At 68.2% G+C, this 16759-nt stretch carries 21 protein-coding genes, 2 other RNA genes and 1 pseudogene; 22 read left to right on the top strand and 2 right to left on the bottom strand.

What is annotated here, in order from left to right; all coding sequences use genetic code 11:
- The first annotated feature begins 3 nt into the window (after positions 1-3).
- The 17 genes from ACFU9P_RS07825 to ACFU9P_RS07905 all read left to right on the top strand — a co-directional run bounded on the left by ACFU9P_RS07825 (position 4) and on the right by ACFU9P_RS07905 (position 8846).
- Entirely contained in the window at positions 4-546 is a 543-nt protein-coding gene (locus tag ACFU9P_RS07825; RefSeq protein WP_384078227.1) for an antirestriction protein ArdA, read from the top strand.
- Positions 547-647: 101 nt separating this feature from the next.
- On the top strand, positions 648-869 hold the full coding sequence (locus tag ACFU9P_RS07830) for a hypothetical protein (protein ID WP_384078228.1): 222 nt from the start codon (positions 648-650) through the stop codon (positions 867-869).
- 48 nt (positions 870-917) lie between these two features.
- An RNA gene (locus tag ACFU9P_RS07835) (hammerhead ribozyme type II) lies at positions 918-987 on the top strand.
- Between the two features lie 18 nt (positions 988-1005).
- Positions 1006-1239 carry a hypothetical protein gene (locus ACFU9P_RS07840; RefSeq protein ID WP_384078229.1) on the top strand — a complete coding sequence of 78 codons (234 nt, stop codon included), beginning with the start codon at positions 1006-1008 and terminating at the stop codon, positions 1237-1239.
- A complete protein-coding gene (locus ACFU9P_RS07845; protein ID WP_384078230.1) occupies positions 1239-2522 on the top strand; it encodes a DNA cytosine methyltransferase in 1284 nt (427 codons plus the stop codon). The genes ACFU9P_RS07840 and ACFU9P_RS07845 overlap by 1 nt, the downstream gene beginning before the upstream one ends.
- Positions 2523-2548: 26 nt before the next feature.
- Positions 2549-3118: a hypothetical protein gene (locus ACFU9P_RS07850; RefSeq protein ID WP_384078231.1), complete on the top strand. Its 570-nt coding sequence runs from the start codon at positions 2549-2551 to the stop codon at positions 3116-3118.
- Positions 3115-3438 (top strand): hypothetical protein, encoded by a 324-nt coding sequence (locus ACFU9P_RS07855; RefSeq protein ID WP_384078232.1) that lies wholly within the window; start codon positions 3115-3117, stop codon positions 3436-3438. Before ACFU9P_RS07850 ends, ACFU9P_RS07855 begins: the two co-directional genes overlap by 4 nt.
- 5 nt (positions 3439-3443) lie before the next feature.
- An RNA gene (locus ACFU9P_RS07860) (hammerhead ribozyme type II) lies at positions 3444-3511 on the top strand.
- A 14-nt stretch (positions 3512-3525) separates the two neighbouring features.
- Positions 3526-4410: a hypothetical protein gene (locus ACFU9P_RS07865; protein WP_384078233.1), complete on the top strand. Its 885-nt coding sequence runs from the start codon at positions 3526-3528 to the stop codon at positions 4408-4410.
- A 365-nt stretch (positions 4411-4775) separates the two neighbouring features.
- A complete protein-coding gene (locus ACFU9P_RS07870; protein ID WP_384078234.1) occupies positions 4776-5339 on the top strand; it encodes a hypothetical protein in 564 nt (187 codons plus the stop codon).
- Positions 5340-5396: 57 nt separating this feature from the next.
- A complete protein-coding gene (locus tag ACFU9P_RS07875; protein ID WP_384078235.1) occupies positions 5397-5864 on the top strand; it encodes a hypothetical protein in 468 nt (155 codons plus the stop codon).
- A complete protein-coding gene (locus ACFU9P_RS07880; protein WP_384078236.1) occupies positions 5861-6289 on the top strand; it encodes a hypothetical protein in 429 nt (142 codons plus the stop codon). Before ACFU9P_RS07875 ends, ACFU9P_RS07880 begins: the two co-directional genes overlap by 4 nt.
- A 14-nt stretch (positions 6290-6303) precedes the next feature.
- Positions 6304-6540: a hypothetical protein gene (locus ACFU9P_RS07885; RefSeq protein ID WP_384078237.1), complete on the top strand. Its 237-nt coding sequence runs from the start codon at positions 6304-6306 to the stop codon at positions 6538-6540.
- Positions 6540-6830, top strand: coding sequence for a hypothetical protein (locus ACFU9P_RS07890; RefSeq protein WP_384078238.1), 291 nt, complete (start codon positions 6540-6542; stop codon positions 6828-6830). Before ACFU9P_RS07885 ends, ACFU9P_RS07890 begins: the two co-directional genes overlap by 1 nt.
- Positions 6827-7009 carry a helix-turn-helix domain-containing protein gene (locus tag ACFU9P_RS07895; protein ID WP_384078239.1) on the top strand — a complete coding sequence of 61 codons (183 nt, stop codon included), beginning with the start codon at positions 6827-6829 and terminating at the stop codon, positions 7007-7009. The genes ACFU9P_RS07890 and ACFU9P_RS07895 overlap by 4 nt, the downstream gene beginning before the upstream one ends.
- A gap of 37 nt (positions 7010-7046) precedes the next feature.
- Positions 7047-8291: a tyrosine-type recombinase/integrase gene (locus ACFU9P_RS07900; RefSeq protein ID WP_384078240.1), complete on the top strand. Its 1245-nt coding sequence runs from the start codon at positions 7047-7049 to the stop codon at positions 8289-8291.
- A 21-nt stretch (positions 8292-8312) separates the two neighbouring features.
- On the top strand, positions 8313-8846 hold the full coding sequence (locus ACFU9P_RS07905; RefSeq protein WP_384078241.1) for a hypothetical protein: 534 nt from the start codon (positions 8313-8315) through the stop codon (positions 8844-8846).
- A gap of 236 nt (positions 8847-9082) precedes the next feature.
- Here the strand turns inward: ACFU9P_RS07905 and ACFU9P_RS07910 are convergent.
- Positions 9083-9661, bottom strand: a pseudogene (locus ACFU9P_RS07910) (Uma2 family endonuclease).
- Between the two features lie 291 nt (positions 9662-9952).
- Here ACFU9P_RS07910 and ACFU9P_RS07915 point away from each other — a divergent pair.
- Positions 9953-12922 carry an ABC transporter substrate-binding protein gene (locus ACFU9P_RS07915; protein ID WP_384078242.1) on the top strand — a complete coding sequence of 990 codons (2970 nt, stop codon included), beginning with the start codon at positions 9953-9955 and terminating at the stop codon, positions 12920-12922.
- A gap of 11 nt (positions 12923-12933) precedes the next feature.
- Here the strand turns inward: ACFU9P_RS07915 and ACFU9P_RS07920 are convergent, their stop codons facing one another.
- Positions 12934-14037: a threonine synthase gene (locus ACFU9P_RS07920; protein ID WP_384078243.1), complete on the bottom strand. Its 1104-nt coding sequence runs from the start codon at positions 14035-14037 to the stop codon at positions 12934-12936.
- Positions 14038-14190: 153 nt separating this feature from the next.
- On the opposite strand from ACFU9P_RS07920, the gene ACFU9P_RS07925 reads away from it, so the two are divergent.
- The 4 genes from ACFU9P_RS07925 to ACFU9P_RS07940 all read left to right on the top strand — a co-directional run bounded on the left by ACFU9P_RS07925 (position 14191) and on the right by ACFU9P_RS07940 (position 16744).
- A complete protein-coding gene (locus ACFU9P_RS07925) occupies positions 14191-14943 on the top strand; it encodes a GntR family transcriptional regulator (RefSeq protein ID WP_376378383.1) in 753 nt (250 codons plus the stop codon).
- A 407-nt stretch (positions 14944-15350) separates the two neighbouring features.
- The gene (locus tag ACFU9P_RS07930; RefSeq protein WP_376378241.1) at positions 15351-15530 is read left to right on the top strand and encodes an SPOR domain-containing protein; all 180 of its coding nucleotides are present in this window, start codon (positions 15351-15353) and stop codon (positions 15528-15530) included.
- Between the two features lie 155 nt (positions 15531-15685).
- The gene (locus ACFU9P_RS07935; protein WP_384078244.1) at positions 15686-16147 is read left to right on the top strand and encodes a (deoxy)nucleoside triphosphate pyrophosphohydrolase; all 462 of its coding nucleotides are present in this window, start codon (positions 15686-15688) and stop codon (positions 16145-16147) included.
- An 87-nt stretch (positions 16148-16234) separates the two neighbouring features.
- Positions 16235-16744, top strand: a complete 510-nt coding sequence (locus ACFU9P_RS07940; RefSeq protein WP_384078245.1) for an ATP-binding protein — start codon at positions 16235-16237, stop codon at positions 16742-16744.
- The last annotated feature ends 15 nt before the right edge of the window (positions 16745-16759 follow it).

Genomic DNA, 16759 nt, shown 5'->3' on the forward strand with positions numbered 1-16759 from the left:
CACATGAACACCCTCACCTCTCTCGACACCCCGCGCGTGTGGATCGGGTGCCTGGCCTGCTATAACGCCGGTCACCTGCAAGGGGATTGGTACGAGGCCGACACGGCAGACCTCGTGACCCCCGCGGACCTCCACGGCCGCGAGACCCAGCACGAAGAGCTGTGGGTCATGGACCACGACAACTTCCACGGCACGATCACCGGGGAGTGCTCCCCGAGCCACGCCGCCGAGATCGCCGAGGCCCTGGCCGGCCTCCGTGACGACGAGGCCCCTGCGTTCGGCGCGTGGTTCTCCGAGTTCGGCTCCGACATGGAGCCCGATCAGTGGGTGGACCAGTTCCGTGACGAATTCCGCGGATTCCACGACAGCGAAGCCGACTTCGCCCGCGAGTGGTTCGAGGCCACCTCCGACGAGGAGGAAAAGGCCCGCTTGACCCAGTGGCCGTTCAACGAAATCGACTGGGAGCGCGCATCGCTCGACCTGTTCACCGGTGGATTCCACGCCGAGGACGCGCTCGGCGGCATCTACGTCTTCATGACCCGATGACCTCCGAACCCTGCGTCGAGTGCGGCGACGTGCCCGTCCTGCTCGACGAAGACCTGACCTGCGGCCCGTGCCGAATCCGAATCCACCTGGGAGCCACTGTCATGAAGAAGATCGTCAAGTTCACGGTCGAAGAGATCACGCACGGAGATGTCGAGATCGAGATCGACGTGCCCGAGGAGTTCCTCGACGAGGACGGCGAGGTCTGCGACGACGACGCCCTCCGTGACTGGCTGGAGGACAACGAGGGCGAGTGGTACGAGTGCGAACCCTCCTTCTGCGAGATCCAGTCGAAGGAAGTCGTCGAGGTCGTCAACACCGTCTGATGCACAAGCGCCCGGCCCCTGCCATCCGAAGTGGCGGGGGCGGGCGCCCGGCGAAACCCGCTTGGTGAGGGCGGGTCGCGAAGCGGTGGTGCGCTTCGCCTGATGATGCCAGCCAGCATCGCCCCCAAGGATACCGATGCCCAACACCCCTGCCCCCGTGCAGACCGAACCACCCGTGAACGTCGTCCGCTGTGTGGAGTGCAGCGGCCCTATCCGATACATCGACCTGAAGCCATACGAGTGCGCCGACTGCGGACGCAACGTCTACATGCGCGACGGCCTGATACGCCCCGGCTACCACTGGGAGATCGTCGGAGACTGGCTGACCAGCGTGGAGACCGTCGACATCGGCTGGGACGGGGACGAGTGATGTCCTTCCGCTCCCTGGAGACGGCCGGTGCGCTCATCCCGACCTCCGAGCTGGACCTCGACCAGCTCTCCGCCGAGGAACTGGAGCAACTCGCCGCGCCTTGGCCGGCGCGGTGGCTCTACCCGCCCGAGGAGGGCGACCCCGACCGTGTGGTCTACCTCTTCTGCGGGCCCGGTGGCCTCGACGTTGGAGTCCGGGACGTTCTCGGCCACCAGCTCGACACCGTGGGCGTCGAACTCAACAAGGACGCCTCCGCCACGGCCCGCGCGGCAGGATTCCAGCGCATTGTCATGGACGTGCGGCTCCTCGACCCCAAGCACCCCGCCCTCCGCTGGGTGCGCGGACTGATCGTCACCGCGCCGTGCCAGTGCTGGACCCCTGCGGGCAAGCGGGCCGGGCAGGACCCGCGCAATCAGGAACTCCTCTTGGACGTGTTCACCGCGGCCTTCGAGGCGACCTTCGGGCACTGGCACGACTCCGGCCCCTGCGAATGGGAAGGCGAGTGCCTGATCTGTGCCGACCCGGAGTGGGACGGGTTCGGTGGGTTCACCGGCCCTCTTCTCACGCTGAACGAGGTTCGGGCACCGATTGCGCAGATGACGGATGAGCGGATCGGCCTGATCGCCGAGGTGCTGATCTGGTCGCTCAGCCTGACCGCGCAGTGGGACAACCTCCGGTGGCTGGCCATGGAGCAGTCCAGCGCACTGCCGGAGCTGGTCCTCGATGGCCTCCGCGAGGAGTTGTGGTCGGCGGACTGGTGCAGTGCGGAGTACCGCGTGCTGGACGCCGTGGACTACGGACTCGCCTCCCGCAGGAAGCGTGTGTTTCTCATGGCTGCCCGGCACTCCTACGTCGACCTCAACGCCCTCACCCCCAAGGCGCCGATGCCGACCACGACCGCAGCCGGGGCCCTCGACTGGCCGACCGGTATCCGGGTCAACACGCGGGGCGTCCGCAAGACGGCCGGCGGGAACTGCTGGAGCGCGGACAAGCCAGCGACCGGCATCACCTCGAAGATCAGGGGTTGGTACTGGGAGCATGACCAGGACCGCCGGTTTAGCCTCGACGAGGCGGCGCTCCTGGTCGGCTTCCGCCCCGGATACCCGTGGACCGGCTCTCGGTCGAGCTGCACCCAACAGATCGGCGATGTGGTCGCCCCACCGATGGGCGGCGTCGTGATCGGCAGTCTGCTCGGCCTTGACTGGGAGCCCCAGCTCCGTGCCTACCTCGCCGAGATCTACTCCACCACCGCAGGACGGCCAGCTCACGCGCTGGCCGCCTGACCCCAACTCACCTGCAAGGAGACACCATGCACGACATCATCGACACGACCGAGGACGGCCGCTTCCGGGTCCGCCTGGTCCAGGACGAGGATGCGATCAACCCGCGCGAGGACTTCGACCACTTGGCGCACGTGATCACCATCGACACCCACCTCGGTTGGTGCGCACCCGTCGACACGGACGGCGGCCCGCTCGCCGACGCCTGGGACCGCGTGAGCTGGAACCGGTGGAAGGGCGTCGACACATTCACGCGCTGGGCCCGAATCTTCCACAACGCCATCGTCATCGAGTCCCGGCCCGAGCGGGGCGCCGTCTCCCTCTGGTACCTGATGGGCGAGGACGCCGAAGATCTCGGCATCCTGCCGGAGGCGTACCTCGACGCCGAACGCGCCGAGTACCAGGCATGGGCCGATGGTGAGGTCTACGGGTACATCGTTGAGGAGGCCGTCGACTGGGTGCGCGCCGACGACGCGACCGAGACCAGAACCAAGTGGGAGGAGGTCGACTCCTGCTATGGCCACTACGGGTTCGAGTGGGCCGCCTCGGCGGCGCGCGATGCGCTCCGTTTCTACACCGCGAAGGCGCTGGTCGCATGAGCACCGTCACCTTGTCGGACGGAGCCGGCCTGCGCGTCCGCATCGAGCGCGGCCTCACCGGGGACGCCGTGTTCCATGAGCGGAACGCCAACAACCCGAGTGGGGGCGGCCGGATCTACTGGCGCGGCGAGCGCCTATACCTGATGTTCAATGACGAGCTGCTGGCCATGCAGGACCCGCGCTTCGAGTTCGCCGTCAGCGAGGCCGACGCCGCCGAGAAGGCCCTCGCCTTCTTCGTCCAGTGCGCCGAGGGCTGCATCGCCCACGCGGCTGAGTGGGGCATCCCCGTCGAGCAGTGCTATTCGCAGACCCCATTGTAAGAGTGTGGCGAAACCTCCTGGGAGGGGAGGTCGTCGCGGGGTGGTGCCCGCGGCCTGATGAAGCCAGCCAGCAACGAGGAGAGCAAGATGACGACGAATCCGCCAGCCACCCGGATCGAGACCGAGTACGGCACCATGCACGTGAGCCGCGTCCCCGACGCCCAGGTTGACTCCGCCAAGAAGGACTGGACCGCCTCGTACGAGGTCGCGGGCCGCCGCGTCACCGGCCTCGTCCACATTCGGCCGCAGTACCACCGAGAGTTCGAGCTGCTGCCCACCTTCTTCGAGGTGTTGGTCGCCGGAGGTGAGTACGAGAAGACCCCGGCCCACTTCACCGTCAACGGCGTCGACATCGACGACATGCGGATGCTCAGCGTCGCCGAGCCCGACGACGCGAGCCGATTCCGGTTCCGCCGCGCTCTGGCGAACTACAGGACCGAGGAGATCTCCGATGCGGCGAGTGCTCGGACGCACGCCGCACTGCGCGCCGTCCTCGAAGTCCACATCACCGACGCCCGTCTGGTCTGGGAGCACGCCACCGCGTACGCCCGCTACCGCCTCCCCTCGCGGCGCCAGGAGGCCACCTTGGCCATGAAGGAGGTGGAGAAGAAGGTCGCCGAGCTGGAGGACGGTATTGAAAGGTACCGCCAGCAGCTCGCCCTTTTGGCGAACTTTGACGAGCTGGCCGACGCGCTCCGGCCGGCCGCTCCCGAGTCCCGGCGGATCGACATCGCCACCCTCGCGGCCGGGGAGCGGGTGACGGCCACCGGCAACGACACCCGAGGGCACAGCGTGACCCGCGTCGGGCGGCTGCTCGCGACCCCCGAGCTGGTGACGGTCCAGGACTGGGGCAAGCGCGTCCAGAAGTGGCGCCTGCACATCTCCGACGAGCCGGACGCCACCCCGACCCGAAGCAACTCGGTGACACTGCACGCAGACGGCGATTTCGGCCGCCTCCCCGCTGTCGCGTGAAACACCATCTGCGGAAGCGGCCCGAGCAGCGTCTTCAGTGTCTGCGCTGCCGGGCCGCCTTCACCGACCACGAATCTGCCCGCGCGTCGACCTTCCCGTGTCCCGGCGGGCCCTTGGTGCACGGACTTCTCGGTCGCCGTGAGCACATCCGCTACCCCACCTGGTCCAAGGACCGGAGCTGCGAAAGCTGGGGCTGCCCGGACCCCGACCCAACCCACCAGTGGCATGGGCCTGACCCGTACTGCGACGAACTCGGCTGCTCGATCTGTCTGCATGACTGCGACTGCGACGTGTGCGAAGGCTCCGTGCACGCCCCCGGCCTGTACCGGCTCGTTGACAGCCTCGAAGGATAAGGAACCCAAATCATGAAGATCCCGCTGCTCGGACTCGCGGGCGCGGCCCGCTCCGGCAAGGACACCGCGGCCTCCTCCCTCGCGGACTGGGGCTGGCAGCGCCGGGCGTTCGCCAACCCCGTTCGAGAGGTGCTGTACCGCCTCAACCCAGTGCTGATCGCCCCTCTGGGTGAGGCCGGCACGACCACCGTCGCGTGGGAGGTCGACAATCACGGCTGGGACTACGTGAAGAGTGAGTTCCCCGAGGTCCGTGGATACCTCCAACGACTCGGCACCGAGGCCGGACGCCAGGTAATCGACGAGCGGATCTGGGTCGACACGCTCTTCAAGGACTACGGGAGCTGGGCGAGTCCGACCGTCATCACTGACGTGCGGTTCCGCAATGAGGCCGAGGAGATCAAGGCCCGTGGCGGCCTGGTGGTCAAGATCGTCAGGCCGAGCCAGGCCCTGATCGACGAGGCCGAGCACATCAGCGAGAACGCCCTCGGAGGGTGGGAGTTCGACGCCACGGTGCTCAACGTCGGCACCATCGACCAGCTCGGCGCCAGCATCCGTTCGATCGCGAAGTCAATGTAAGAGTTGTTCAGTCGGCATCATTGAGATAGTGTGGCATTCTGAAGGAGGGCGCACCCCATGAACGCAACCACCACCCTTATCGGCAGCCCCGCCGTGCTCGATGAACTCCCTGCCGGCACGGAGATCCAGGACGCGGACGGCGACAGCGGAACCAAGACCCGAGACGGCGGCTGGAAGGTCGTCGGCTTCGGCTGGGCTCTGGACCCGGACTGGTTCCGCTTCCCCGTCCGCGTCATCAACCCGACCGCCGCGACCGCTGAACTCGTCGCCGACCTCGCGGGCCCGCAGACGACCCACGTTCTCAAGTCGGAGATCCGCGGCATCCTCGCGGCAGTCCGGAAGCTGTGGGACGAGCAGGAGGCCGAACTCGACGAGCTTCGCGACGAGGACGGAGACGTACCCAGCGGCAACTTCCGCGAATGGGACGGGCTCCGGTACGACGCTCACCCCGAGCAGGACTCCGAGATGCTCGGCACCGTCGTGACCCGCTTGGAGAAGCTCCTCGACCCCGCTGGTGGCGCGTGAGGATCACCCCCCGCAAGGAAGAGGTCGAGGCGGTCAAGGCGCTGCTCGAAGACCCCGGCTTCGACAGCGCCGACCAGATGGCCAAGGCCCTCATCAAGGAGATCGGCGAGATCCTCCAGATGCGCGACTGGGTGGCCCTCGTCCACACCTGGAACGACGGAAGCCGGGGCCTCAACTGGGCCCCGTTCGGAAACGAATCCGAGGCCCGCGCCTTCGCCTCGAAGCTCTCCATCGGCGGCACCGGCCGCCTGGTCAAGCTCTACGCCCCCGGCGTGATGCTCGCCAACGTGGACGGCAAGAAGGGCTGGAAGGGGTACTGCCAGCATCCCGATTGTGCCCATGCACCCTTCACCCACTCCGCCGCCAGCGCTGCCCGAGGCGCCTGCCAGATACCCACCTGCCCATGCGACAAGTTCATGAAGTGAGCAAGGAGAAGCGTATGTCCATCACCACAGTCGAGTTCAGAACGTGTGAATGCGGTGCCAAACGCGGCTACGAGGATGAGCGGCTGGCCTCGAAGGCATTGGGCAAGGCTCAGGCCAAGCGCCACCGCGCGGGAGATCGCAAGGGGACGCGGCGCGGGCTGCTTCGCGAGAACCGCTTCTACGAGTGCGACTACGGCATGTACCACCTGACCTCCCAGTCCCGCGCGGCTCATTTCGGAGCCGCCGCCTGATGGAGTACAGCGAGAAGGCCCTCAAGAACGGATGGGGCTGGGTGCTCGGAGTCTCCGGTCAGGAATGCCGGGTGTACTCGCGCCACGTCCAGCAGTCTCCGGCGGAAGATCCGGCGGAGTTGCTCGGTCGAGTCGCGAAGCTCCTCGGCGTCGAGGACCCCGCACTCGTGCCGGCCGCCATCCGAACCCTTCAGGCGGACCGGAAGAAGGCGCTCGACTCGGCCGCCCTGGCTTGGCGAGCCGTCTATGACCTCACCGCAGCCGAGCAGAACCAGCGGACTGCCGGTTGACGCAAGGCGGAAGTAACCGGCTGCTAACGCCGGAAGAAGTCGCCGAATGGCTCAAGGTCAGCGACACCACGGTCAGAAACAAATACCGGACCTGGGGCCTGAAGGCCCAGAAGGTCGGTCGACTCTTGCGATTCCGCGAACGCGACATCATCGCGTACCTAGAAGACCACTACGAGTGACGGCATCCCCATGCCGAAAACCAGGGAAGGAGGCCCCATGGCCACCGTGTTTCAGCGCTGCAAGGAAGATAAGCGCAGCCCGCTCTACCCGTGCGAGAAGGTTCGCTGCGGCCACGACTGGACCGTGCGATACCGCGAGCCCGGCGGGCGGACTGGCCGACAGCGCGAGTCGAGCTTCCCTAAGAAGACACAGGCCGAGGCTTACGGGAACAAGATGGAGGCCGACAAGGACCAGGGCGTCTACGTCGACCCGAATGCCGGGAAGATCAGTCTGCGGGCATACGCCGAGGACTACCTTGCACGTCGAATAGTCTCCGACGCCACCTTCTCGAACTACAAGGCGTTCATAGACAACCACTTGATACCCCACCTTGGCAGGAAGACCCTGATCGGCATCACCAAGAGGGACATCGAGCACTTCAAAGCGTCCATCAGCAAGGTCCTGGCGGAGAGCACTGTCTACGACCGGATGAAGCTCGTCAAGCACATCTTCTGGACAGCGAAGGAAGACAAGCTGATCCAGGAGGACCCCACCAGAGAAGTGAAGAACACGCCGGCGAACAATGCCGTGGATGAGGACGAGATCCCAGAGCTGTTCGAGGTGAATCTCATCCATCAGCACATCTCGCCGCAGTACAAGTTCACGATTCCGCTCCAAGCAGGAGCGGGGCTGCGTATCAGCGAGGCTCTGGCATTCCATACCGGATGCCTGCGTGGTGACTTCATTCGAGTTCGGTGGCAAATCAGCTCGAAAGCTCATCGCGATGATTGCAAGACGCGGCTCGTGCCGCTCAAGCATAGACAGGAAGGTGAATACCGCGATGTCCCGGTGGCGCCTTTTATAGTCGACGAGTGTCACTCTCACGCAGAAGAGTGGGCGCCGATTCCCCTTGAATTCGAGGACAAGGGGGGCCGGAAACAGGTGGTCGAGGTCTACTTTGCGCCTCGGGAGCGAGGTAAGGGCATCATGCCCACGGCCAACACGTACTCGTACCACTTCCGGAAGGCGTGCAAGGCGGCCGGCCTAGTCAACCCGGACGGGTCCGCGAAGTACACGCCTCACAGCCTCCGCCACTTCTTTGCCTCGACCGCCCTCGCCAACGGGGTACCGATCCACGAGGTCTCCCGCTGGCTCGGCCACAAGTCGATCAAGACGACGGTGGACATCTACGGCCACCTCGTCCCGGAGGCGTGGGACCGCTGCCGCGACATCATGCAGATGGCCATGCGCCCGGAGGGGGAGGCGCCGCAGGACCCATCCCGGTACGGCGCCGCAGCTTGACCGGAGTGACAGAATTGCCCTGTGAGTGACGAGGACATGCCCGGCGATGCTCTTGCCCCGGTCCATGCCGCCCTTGGGCGAATGGTCTATACGGCAGCAACAGTCGAGATGGTGGTAGAGCTCACCGGCCTACTCCTGGCCGCCGATCAGACTCGGGCGGCCAAGCTCAAGGGCAGGACGATCAAGCCGCTCGTCAAGCTCACCTTGGAGTATGCAGCGGTAGCCGCATACCTCAACTCTTCCATGCGGAACGTTCTGGGTGTGATCCTTGCTGACGTGGAGGCTGGCATGGACCATCGCAATGCCTACGTGCATGGGCCTTGGGGGGAACTCGATGGCGTGCTCAGCGCGATGAACAGCAAGCCCTTCAATGTCGAGCCTGGCGGGTTCAGGATCAAGACGGTGAGCGTTGAACACCTTGACCGGCTCACCGCCGAGTTGGTTGAGCTGCGCGAGCGGGTGATGGTGTGGTGGACCCGGGCCTGGGCGCTCAAGCACCCTGACGCGAAGGTTGAGGGGCTGGAGCCCGACACGGCGCCGCCGTACCCGGAATGAGCATCATGGACGGGCGCCGATGAGGACCCTTGGACGATCAGGCGGTACGGCAAGCGGCCTGGTGTGCTGGATGATGTCCTACCGTGCTGGATCCGTGCTGGATCCGATCTTCCAGAACCATATTTTCGCAGGTCAGAGCGCCGCACTCAACGTTCCGCTTCAACGTGTAGCGGTGCGCGGTTCGGAAGGGGGCGGCTGCTCGGGAGCCGCCCCCTTCCGCGTTTCCGTGCCGGCTTTCAGCCGCTCCGGGGAGGGGCGAGTTTCGTCAGGTCGAGGTTGATCTCGAAGGGCACCGGGCGGTGGAGCGAGCCCCGGAAGATGCCGGCGGGAGCGTAGGAGCGGGTCGGCTCGTCGAGTTCGTAGGCATGTACGACGGGTGCGCCGTCCTCGTCCTCGATGCACCAGTAGTGGGGGATGCCGGCTTCCGCGTACTTGCGGAGCTTCACCGTGCGGTCCCGGTGGGCGGACTCGGGGGAGACGACCTCGATGACGAGGCGTACTTCGTCCGGTGCGAACTAGGTCCGGTCGGGGTCATACGAGGCTGTCGTCACCAGAAGGTCGGGCTCGGGGCGGTTGCGGACATCGAGCCGGATGGTCATCTCCCGCGCGGTCGCCATGCCGTCCGCTGTCTGCTCCATGAGAGCGACCGTCAGCCCGGTGACGAGGCGGCTGTGCCACCACCTCTGTGGCGCCCTGAAGACGAGCGCTCCGTCGATCAGCTCGGTATGGCGGGGTGCCTCGGGGAGGCGGTCCAGGTCCTCCGCGAACCAGCCTTCCGCGCGGGGCGGGCGCATCCAGCCGGGCAGTGCGGTCATGGCTTTACGGTAGCGCCGCGTCGACACCCTCGTCGTCCTGGCCGGGCGCTCGGCCGTCCTGGGGCATTTCAGGTGCCGAGATCGGCGAATTCCGGGGTTGATTCTCGGGTGACATATGGCAATGGCCAATGCCCCGGTCCGGAATCGCGGTTGGCGGAAACCTTGTTGCTCAGGGCCTCTCCCGTCCTTCCCGTAACGGATATTCTCGCAACTACCAGCGGGTAAAGGGGGGTTACCTTGACAAAGCGGAGCCGGAGCGTCCCCGGGGAGTGTGGGCAGGGGCATTTGCGGATGTCGTCGCAGGCCGGGATCGATGTTCAGGCGCATGTCGAGACGCTGATCCATGAATTCCGTACCAGTGATCCTTTGATGCCTGTGATCGTTCTGCATGCCGAGGAGTCAGCCCAGGACGAACAGATCGGGAAACTCGTCAAGGAATTACGCCTCGGGCAGGAGGAGCACGGCAGCCGTGTCGCCGAGGTGCCCGGGCAGGCGGCGCAGGTTGCGGGGGAGGCTGTGCCGGCCGCGCGGCTTGTGCGGGAGTTGGGGGAGCCGCGGCGCTGGGACTCGCCGGGGGCGCTGTACCGGCGCTACGCCTTTCCCCGGCTGCGGCTCGTGCGCGCCATCAACGATGCCGTACGGGAGGTGGACAGCGGCGCGTCCGCCGCGCCCGACGCCGAACGTGATCGGGAGCAGCGGCTGCTCGACCAGCTCGCCAAGCAGCGGTGGCGGCCCAAGCCCAAGGCGGGCTCGCCCTGGCGGATCGGTCCCTCCCTCTTCGACACCGCCCATGTGCTCCCGGCCAGTGTTGTCGCCGGACTCGCCGTACTGCTGGCCAGTGTCGAACTCTGGGTGGCGCTCGCCGCGGTCCTCGGCATCCTGGTGCTGCTCACCGCCCTGAACTACTGGCTGCCCGGCCGTGCCCCGATCTTTCTGTGGCTGCGCCGCGAGAGCCGCTGGTTCCTGACCACGACCTTCCTGCTGCCCGTGGCCGGCCAGCAGCCCTCCGAAGTGCGGATGCTGCACCCGGTCCGCTCCTGGAAGGCCATCGCGGCCCGCGCCAACGATGTGGCCGAGAGCCTGCGCGAGGGCGGTCAGGCGCAGCTCCAGCTCCATGTCCTGGCTCTGCTCGAAGATCTACGGGACAACCACCGCCGCCGGAGCTGGGACCTGCGCGGTCTCAAACGCATCCGGCCACCGGTGCTCTTCCTGCCCGGCGCCGATGAGCGGGGCGGCGGTATCGCGCTGATCAAGGCGGTCAGTGACGTACGGAGCGTCCGCAGCGAACTCGACCCGCTCCTGGTCGTGGCCTCCGTCGCCAGGAACGATGTGTATCTCCTCGACGAGAGCCACTCCGGTGCCCCGAGCAACCCGGCCGCTCCGGCCTCCGCCGGACTGCGGGACAGCATCAGACGGGCCCATCAGGCGTGGGAGCACGGGCTGCGGGCCGGCCAGTCGCCCAGCATGTCCGGCGCGGTGCCGTGGGAACTGCGGATCGCGCTGCCCACCGCGGAACTGCGGCAGCTTGAGGAGCAGCGCCGCTGGTGCACCCGGGCTCCGTCGCGGCCCGCCCTCGCCCGTCTCGTCTGGTCGCTGCCCGTCTTCTCCCTCGCCGGACTGATGATCGTGGGCCTGCTCGGGTATTCCTGGTGGGACCTCCGGCACCGTTACTGTTCCGCCGGGATTCTGACCGCGAACCATGACACCCAGCTCGTCAAGGGCGTGCGCGGCAGCGACGAGTGCATCGGGATCGCCACGGGCGGCGTACGGTTCGCCGTCAAAGGCGAAGGCGAAGGCGAAGGCGAAGGCGGCAGCGGGAGCGGGAGCGACGGCGAGAACGCCGACGCGGACGGTCCCCCCAGCCCCGCCGACCTGAGCACCGAGGACAGCTCCGTCCCATGGACCCTTGCGCAGGTGGAGGACCGGATCCACGCCGAGAACGCGAAGGTCGAGCGGAACTACCAGGGCTCCTACGTCACCGTGGTGTACGCCGGACCGCTGAGCAGCGACCCCGAGGACGGCCGCCCGCCCGTGAAGGGGGCCGAGGAGCTGGCCGGGGTCTATCTGGCCCAGGCGGCGATCAACAAGGAGAACAGGGTCAAACTCCGTGTCCTGCCGGCCAATGGCGGGCTCGACATGAGCCGGCAGCGGAAGATGGCCGACCGGATCGCCGAGTACGCGGAGAAGGACCCCACCGTGGTGGGCGTGGTCGGACTGGGGCGCGACCTGGAGACCAGTCTGGCCACCGCCGACCGGCTGGTCGAGGCGGGCCTGCCCGTGGTGTCGGGCACGAACTCGGCCTCGTACCTCCCGCCCCAGATGCCCAACTGGTTCAGCCTCGCCGCCCCCGACAACTGGCAGGCCGAGCAACTCGGCCTCCTCGTCGGCCAGCTCCGTACCCCGGGGAAGCAGCACGCCGTCGTACTCGCCCGGGACACCAGCGGCAGCGACGACCTCTACACCGACGAGCAGGCCTACTACGGCGCCAAGATGCTGAAGAAGCAGGGCTTCATCACGACGGTGGAGCGTTACCAGGTGACCGTCCGGACGGCGTCACTGGAGAACCAGGTCGAGGGGCTCTGCGCACAGGACACCCCTCCGTCCGTCATCTACTTCGCGGGAAGGACCGAGGACGTCGGTCCGCTGATGACCCAGCTCAGTTCGAGATGCGGCGATCAGGAGATTTCCGTGATCACGGGCGACGACCTGTCCAAGGCGGCTTTCGGACGCGGCGCGGACGTGACCAAGAAGGTGACGCTCTACCACGTCTCCCTGACCGATCTCGAAACGGCCGCGGAGGACGACCCTCCCTTCTATACGAACGCCGAGGACTTCCTCCCGGGGCTCCAGGGCAAGGACGTGTCGTACAAGAGCCCCTTTCTCAGCAACGGCCAGACCGCCCTGTCGCACGACGCGACCCAGGCCCTGTACGAGGCCGCGAGCCGCAGCCGCAGTCGGCAGCCGCAGCGGCTCCCGGCCGAAGACACCAGCCGCGGCCTGCGGCGGGAACCGCAGAACCGGGCCACCACCTGGGCGAACCTCAGAACGGTCAAACTCAAGAGCATGGCGACCGGCACCGTCGACTTCACCGAAGCCCCCGTGTACGACGAACGCGTGGGCCACGGAGTCGCGCTGATCCGTGTCCGGCAGGGCGACGACGGCGAGGTCCAGCGCACGAGGCTGTGCGGTAGGCCGGCGGGAGACCGCACCCCTCTCACGCCCCAGGCCTGCAACATCCGTCAACCCGACACCCCGGAATGAACCCTGCCGGGCTACCGCGCGGGCGCGAGGCCTGTCTTCGCGCCCGCGCCGCACAGCGGTACGACAACGGAGCGGCCGGTCCAGCCGCCCACCGCGGCCCAGCAGGCGACGCCGGTCGACTCCACGAAGAGGCCCCGGGCGGCGAGGTCGAGCTGTGCCGCGCGTAGCTGGTCCTCCGTCACGGTGAGGAAGGTGCCGCCGGACTCGCGTACGGCGCGCAGGATCTGCCGGGCGCGCGGCGGGTTCGGGATGGCGATGCCCTCGGCGAGGGTGGGGGCGGTAGCGGATCCGGAGTTGGCGGGCAGCTCGTCGGCGCCCGCGTGGAAGGCGGCAGCCAGCGGGGAGACGGCCTCGGCCTGGACGGCGATCAGCGCGGGGCGTTCGGCGATGAGCCCGTGCCCGTACAGCTCCGCGATGGCGAGCGCGGCGCCCAGCAGCAGGGTGCCGTTGCCGACGGGTACGGCGATCGCCTCGGGCAGGCGTCCGCCGAGGTCCTCCCACAGCTCGTAGACGTAGGTCTTGGTGCCGTGCAGGAAGTACGGGTTGTACACATGGCTGGCATAGAAAGTGCCGGGTTCGCCGGCGGCGGCGCGGGCGGCCAGGGCGGTGGCCTCGCGGTCGCCGGGGACGCGTTCGAGGCGTGCGCCATGGGCCCGGATCTGCTCGGTCTTCTTCGGTGAGGTCGCCTCCTGTACGAACACCGTGCAGGGCAGCCCGGCCCGCGCGCAGTAGGCCGCGACGGCCGTGCCCGCGTTGCCGCTGCTGTCGGCGACGACCCGCTCGGGCTCCAGTCGCCGCGCCAGTTCGGCCAGCATCACCGCGCCCCGGTCCTTGAAGGAGAGCGTCGGCATCAGGAAGTCGAGCTTGGCGGAGACGGACGGCGTCAGCTCGACCAGCGGGGTACGGCCCTCGCCCAGACTGAGGGCGGGCGCGGCGAGCGGCAGCGCCTCCTCGTACCGCCAGAGCGAATTGAGGCGCCCGGAAAGGGACTTCAGGGGTACGGGGGCGGCCTCGAAGCCGAGGTCCCAGGGCCCCCGGCAGACGGGGCAGCACCAAGGCGCCGTCGCGACGGGTGCGCGGGTGCCGTCGGCCGGGCAGAGGTACATCGTCGTCATGGCGGCCAGCTTCGCACTTTCCCAGGTCGGCGCGGGTGCCAGGGCCTTGCTAAACCCCAGGTCATCACATCGAGTGAAACTTTGGCCCATGCTTGCGGTCAACAACCCAGGGTTGTCAGGCTGTTGCTGTCTGTCAACCTGATGGGAGTGCCCGTGGCCTTCGGTGAGCAGCCCGCCTATCTGCGCGTTGCGAGCGATCTGCGCGACAAGATCGTCAATGGAGCGCTGCCGCCGCACACCCGATTGCCCTCGCAGGCCCGTATCCGCGAGGAGTACGGCGTCTCGGACACGGTCGCGCTGGAGGCGCGCAAGGTGCTGATGGCCGAGGGGCTGGTCGAGGGCCGCTCCGGGTCGGGTACGTACGTACGGGAGCGGCCGGTGCCGCGCCGGATCTCCCGGGCCGGGTACCGGCCGCCGTCCGGCTCCAGCCCCTTCCGCCAGGAGCAGGCCGAGGCGGGCGCGCGGGGCACGTGGGAGTCCAGCAGCGAGCAGGCGGAGGCGGGGACGGCGATCGCGCTCCGCCTGGGCATCCAGCCGGGCGACCGGGTGATGCGGACGCGCTATGTCTTCCGGGACGCGGGCGAGCCGATGATGCTCTCCACCTCCTGGGAGCCCCTGGCGGTCACGGGGCGCACGCCGGTGATGCTGCCCGAGGAGGGGCCGCTCGGCGGCTGCGGGGTGGTCGAGCGGATGGCGGCCATCGACGTCGTCGTGGACAACGTGCTGGAGGAGGTCGGCGCACGGCCGGGGCTGGCGGAGGAGCTGTTGGCGCTGGGCGGGGTGCCCGGGCATGTGGTGATGGTCCTGGAGCGTACGTATTTCGCGTCGGGGCGGGCGGTGGAGACGGCGGAGATGGTGGTCCCGGCCGACCGGTACCGCATCGCGTACCACATGTCGGTGAAGTAGCCCCGGCGAGCAGCCGGGCCGCCCGGCCCCGGCAAGGCCGGCGAGCAGCCGGCCCCCGGCCCCGGCGAGCAGCCCGGACGCGGGCGGTCGCGTCCCGGGTCGGGCAAGCGGCGCCCCGGACCCTCCAAGCGGCCCCGGGCCGTCCGGACGGCCCCGGTCCGTCAAGTGGCGCGGGCCGGGTAACTCTCTGTCAGGTAACTGACCGTCAATTTTCCTGTGCGCCGGGCCTGTCGACGGCGTACGCTCGCGCATGCCCCCGGTTTTCGGGCGCATTGTTGGCCGGATAGGTACCTGTTTGTGAAAACCCGTATCCGCTGAGTAAAGGTCAGGCGTAGGCTCGGGCATATGCGGAGTGCGGTTTCCTGGGGATCTTCACAGAGATGCAGGCCGGCGGCGGGAGGAGCTCGATGAACGACAGCACGGTCGCGCTCCCATGGCTGGTCATACGCGAGGACGACAACGGCAACCGCTACCGCGTCGGGCGATACGCCACCGAGGACGAGGCGCGGAAGATGGCCGACAGTCTCGGTGACCGCGGACACGAGGAGCTCTACTCGGTCGAGCACGTCGGCCAGACCACCCACTAGAGCCGCCCACTAGGGCCGTCCGCTGAGAGCCGCGCGCCGTTGCCGGACCGCCTGCTGAGAGCCGTGCGCCGGTGCCGCCGGACCGCCCGCCCGTGCCGGACTGCCCATCGGGCCCGGGCCGCGGTGGCGCTCATACCCGCGTTACGCTCCGGCGCATGAGCGATCGAGTCGTGGTGGCGGGCGCCCTGTGCCACCGGGGGCGGCTGCTGGCGGCCCGCCGCAGCGCGCCGCCCGAGCTGGCAGGCCGGTGGGAGCTGCCCGGCGGCAAGCTGGAGCCGGGCGAGGGTCCCGAAGAGGCGCTGGTGCGCGAGCTGCGGGAAGAACTGGGCGTGGAGACACGGCCCGTGGAGCGGATCCCCGGCGAGTGGCCGCTCAAGCCCGGCTATGTGCTCCAGGTGTGGACCGCCCAGTTGCTCTCCGGCGAGCCCCTGCCCCTGGAGGACCACGACGAGCTGCGCTGGCTGGGCGCTGACGAGATCCATACGGTGGACTGGCTCGACCAGGACCGCCCGGCCGTCGCCGAAGCCGCCCGCCGCCTCCGCGCCGGCCCCGGTGCGCCAGGACGGGGTGGCCCGTGCGTGTGCCGTGGCGATAACCGCCCTGAATATCGGGTATGAGCTGATTGAACCCTTCAGTCTTGAACCCCTTCAGTTCAGTCTTGAACCCCTTCAGAAGGGATGCGGCCCCGCCGTCGGTCTTGGGAAGTGATCGGCTTGCTCGACACAGAGGACGGCGCAGAGGCCGAGTGGACCTTCTCCGCCGAACTCGATTCCGTGCGCGCCGCCCGCCATGCCGCCCGCGACACGCTCCGAGCGTGGAAGGTGCCCCCTGCCGTCTGTGATGTGGCGGTTCTGCTGGTCAGTGAGCTGGTGACCAACTCGCTGCGCTATGCCTCAGGGCCTGTGGGGGTACGGCTCACTCTCCGCGCCCAGGATCCCGCCCCCGGTTCCGACCCCGTTGGCAGCCCCAGGTCCGACCCCGCCGGCAGCCCCGATCCGGTCGGCCCCGGCACCCCCGACCCCGCCCCCCGCCCCGTCGCGCTGCTCGCCGAGGTGTCCGATCCGCTGCCCGACCCCCCGACCGCGCGCCCCGCCGGGCCCGACGACGAAGGGGGCCGCGGGATCCAGCTCGTGGCCCGGTCGGCCCAGCGCTGGGGCACCCGGCGCGGGAAGACGGGCAAGACCGTGTGGTTCGAGCTGCCTCTGCCTGGTTAGAAGTGTGAGGGGACA

It is taken from the genome of Streptomyces sp. NPDC057617, assembly GCF_042800555.1.
GTDB lineage: Bacteria > Actinomycetota > Actinomycetes > Streptomycetales > Streptomycetaceae > Streptomyces.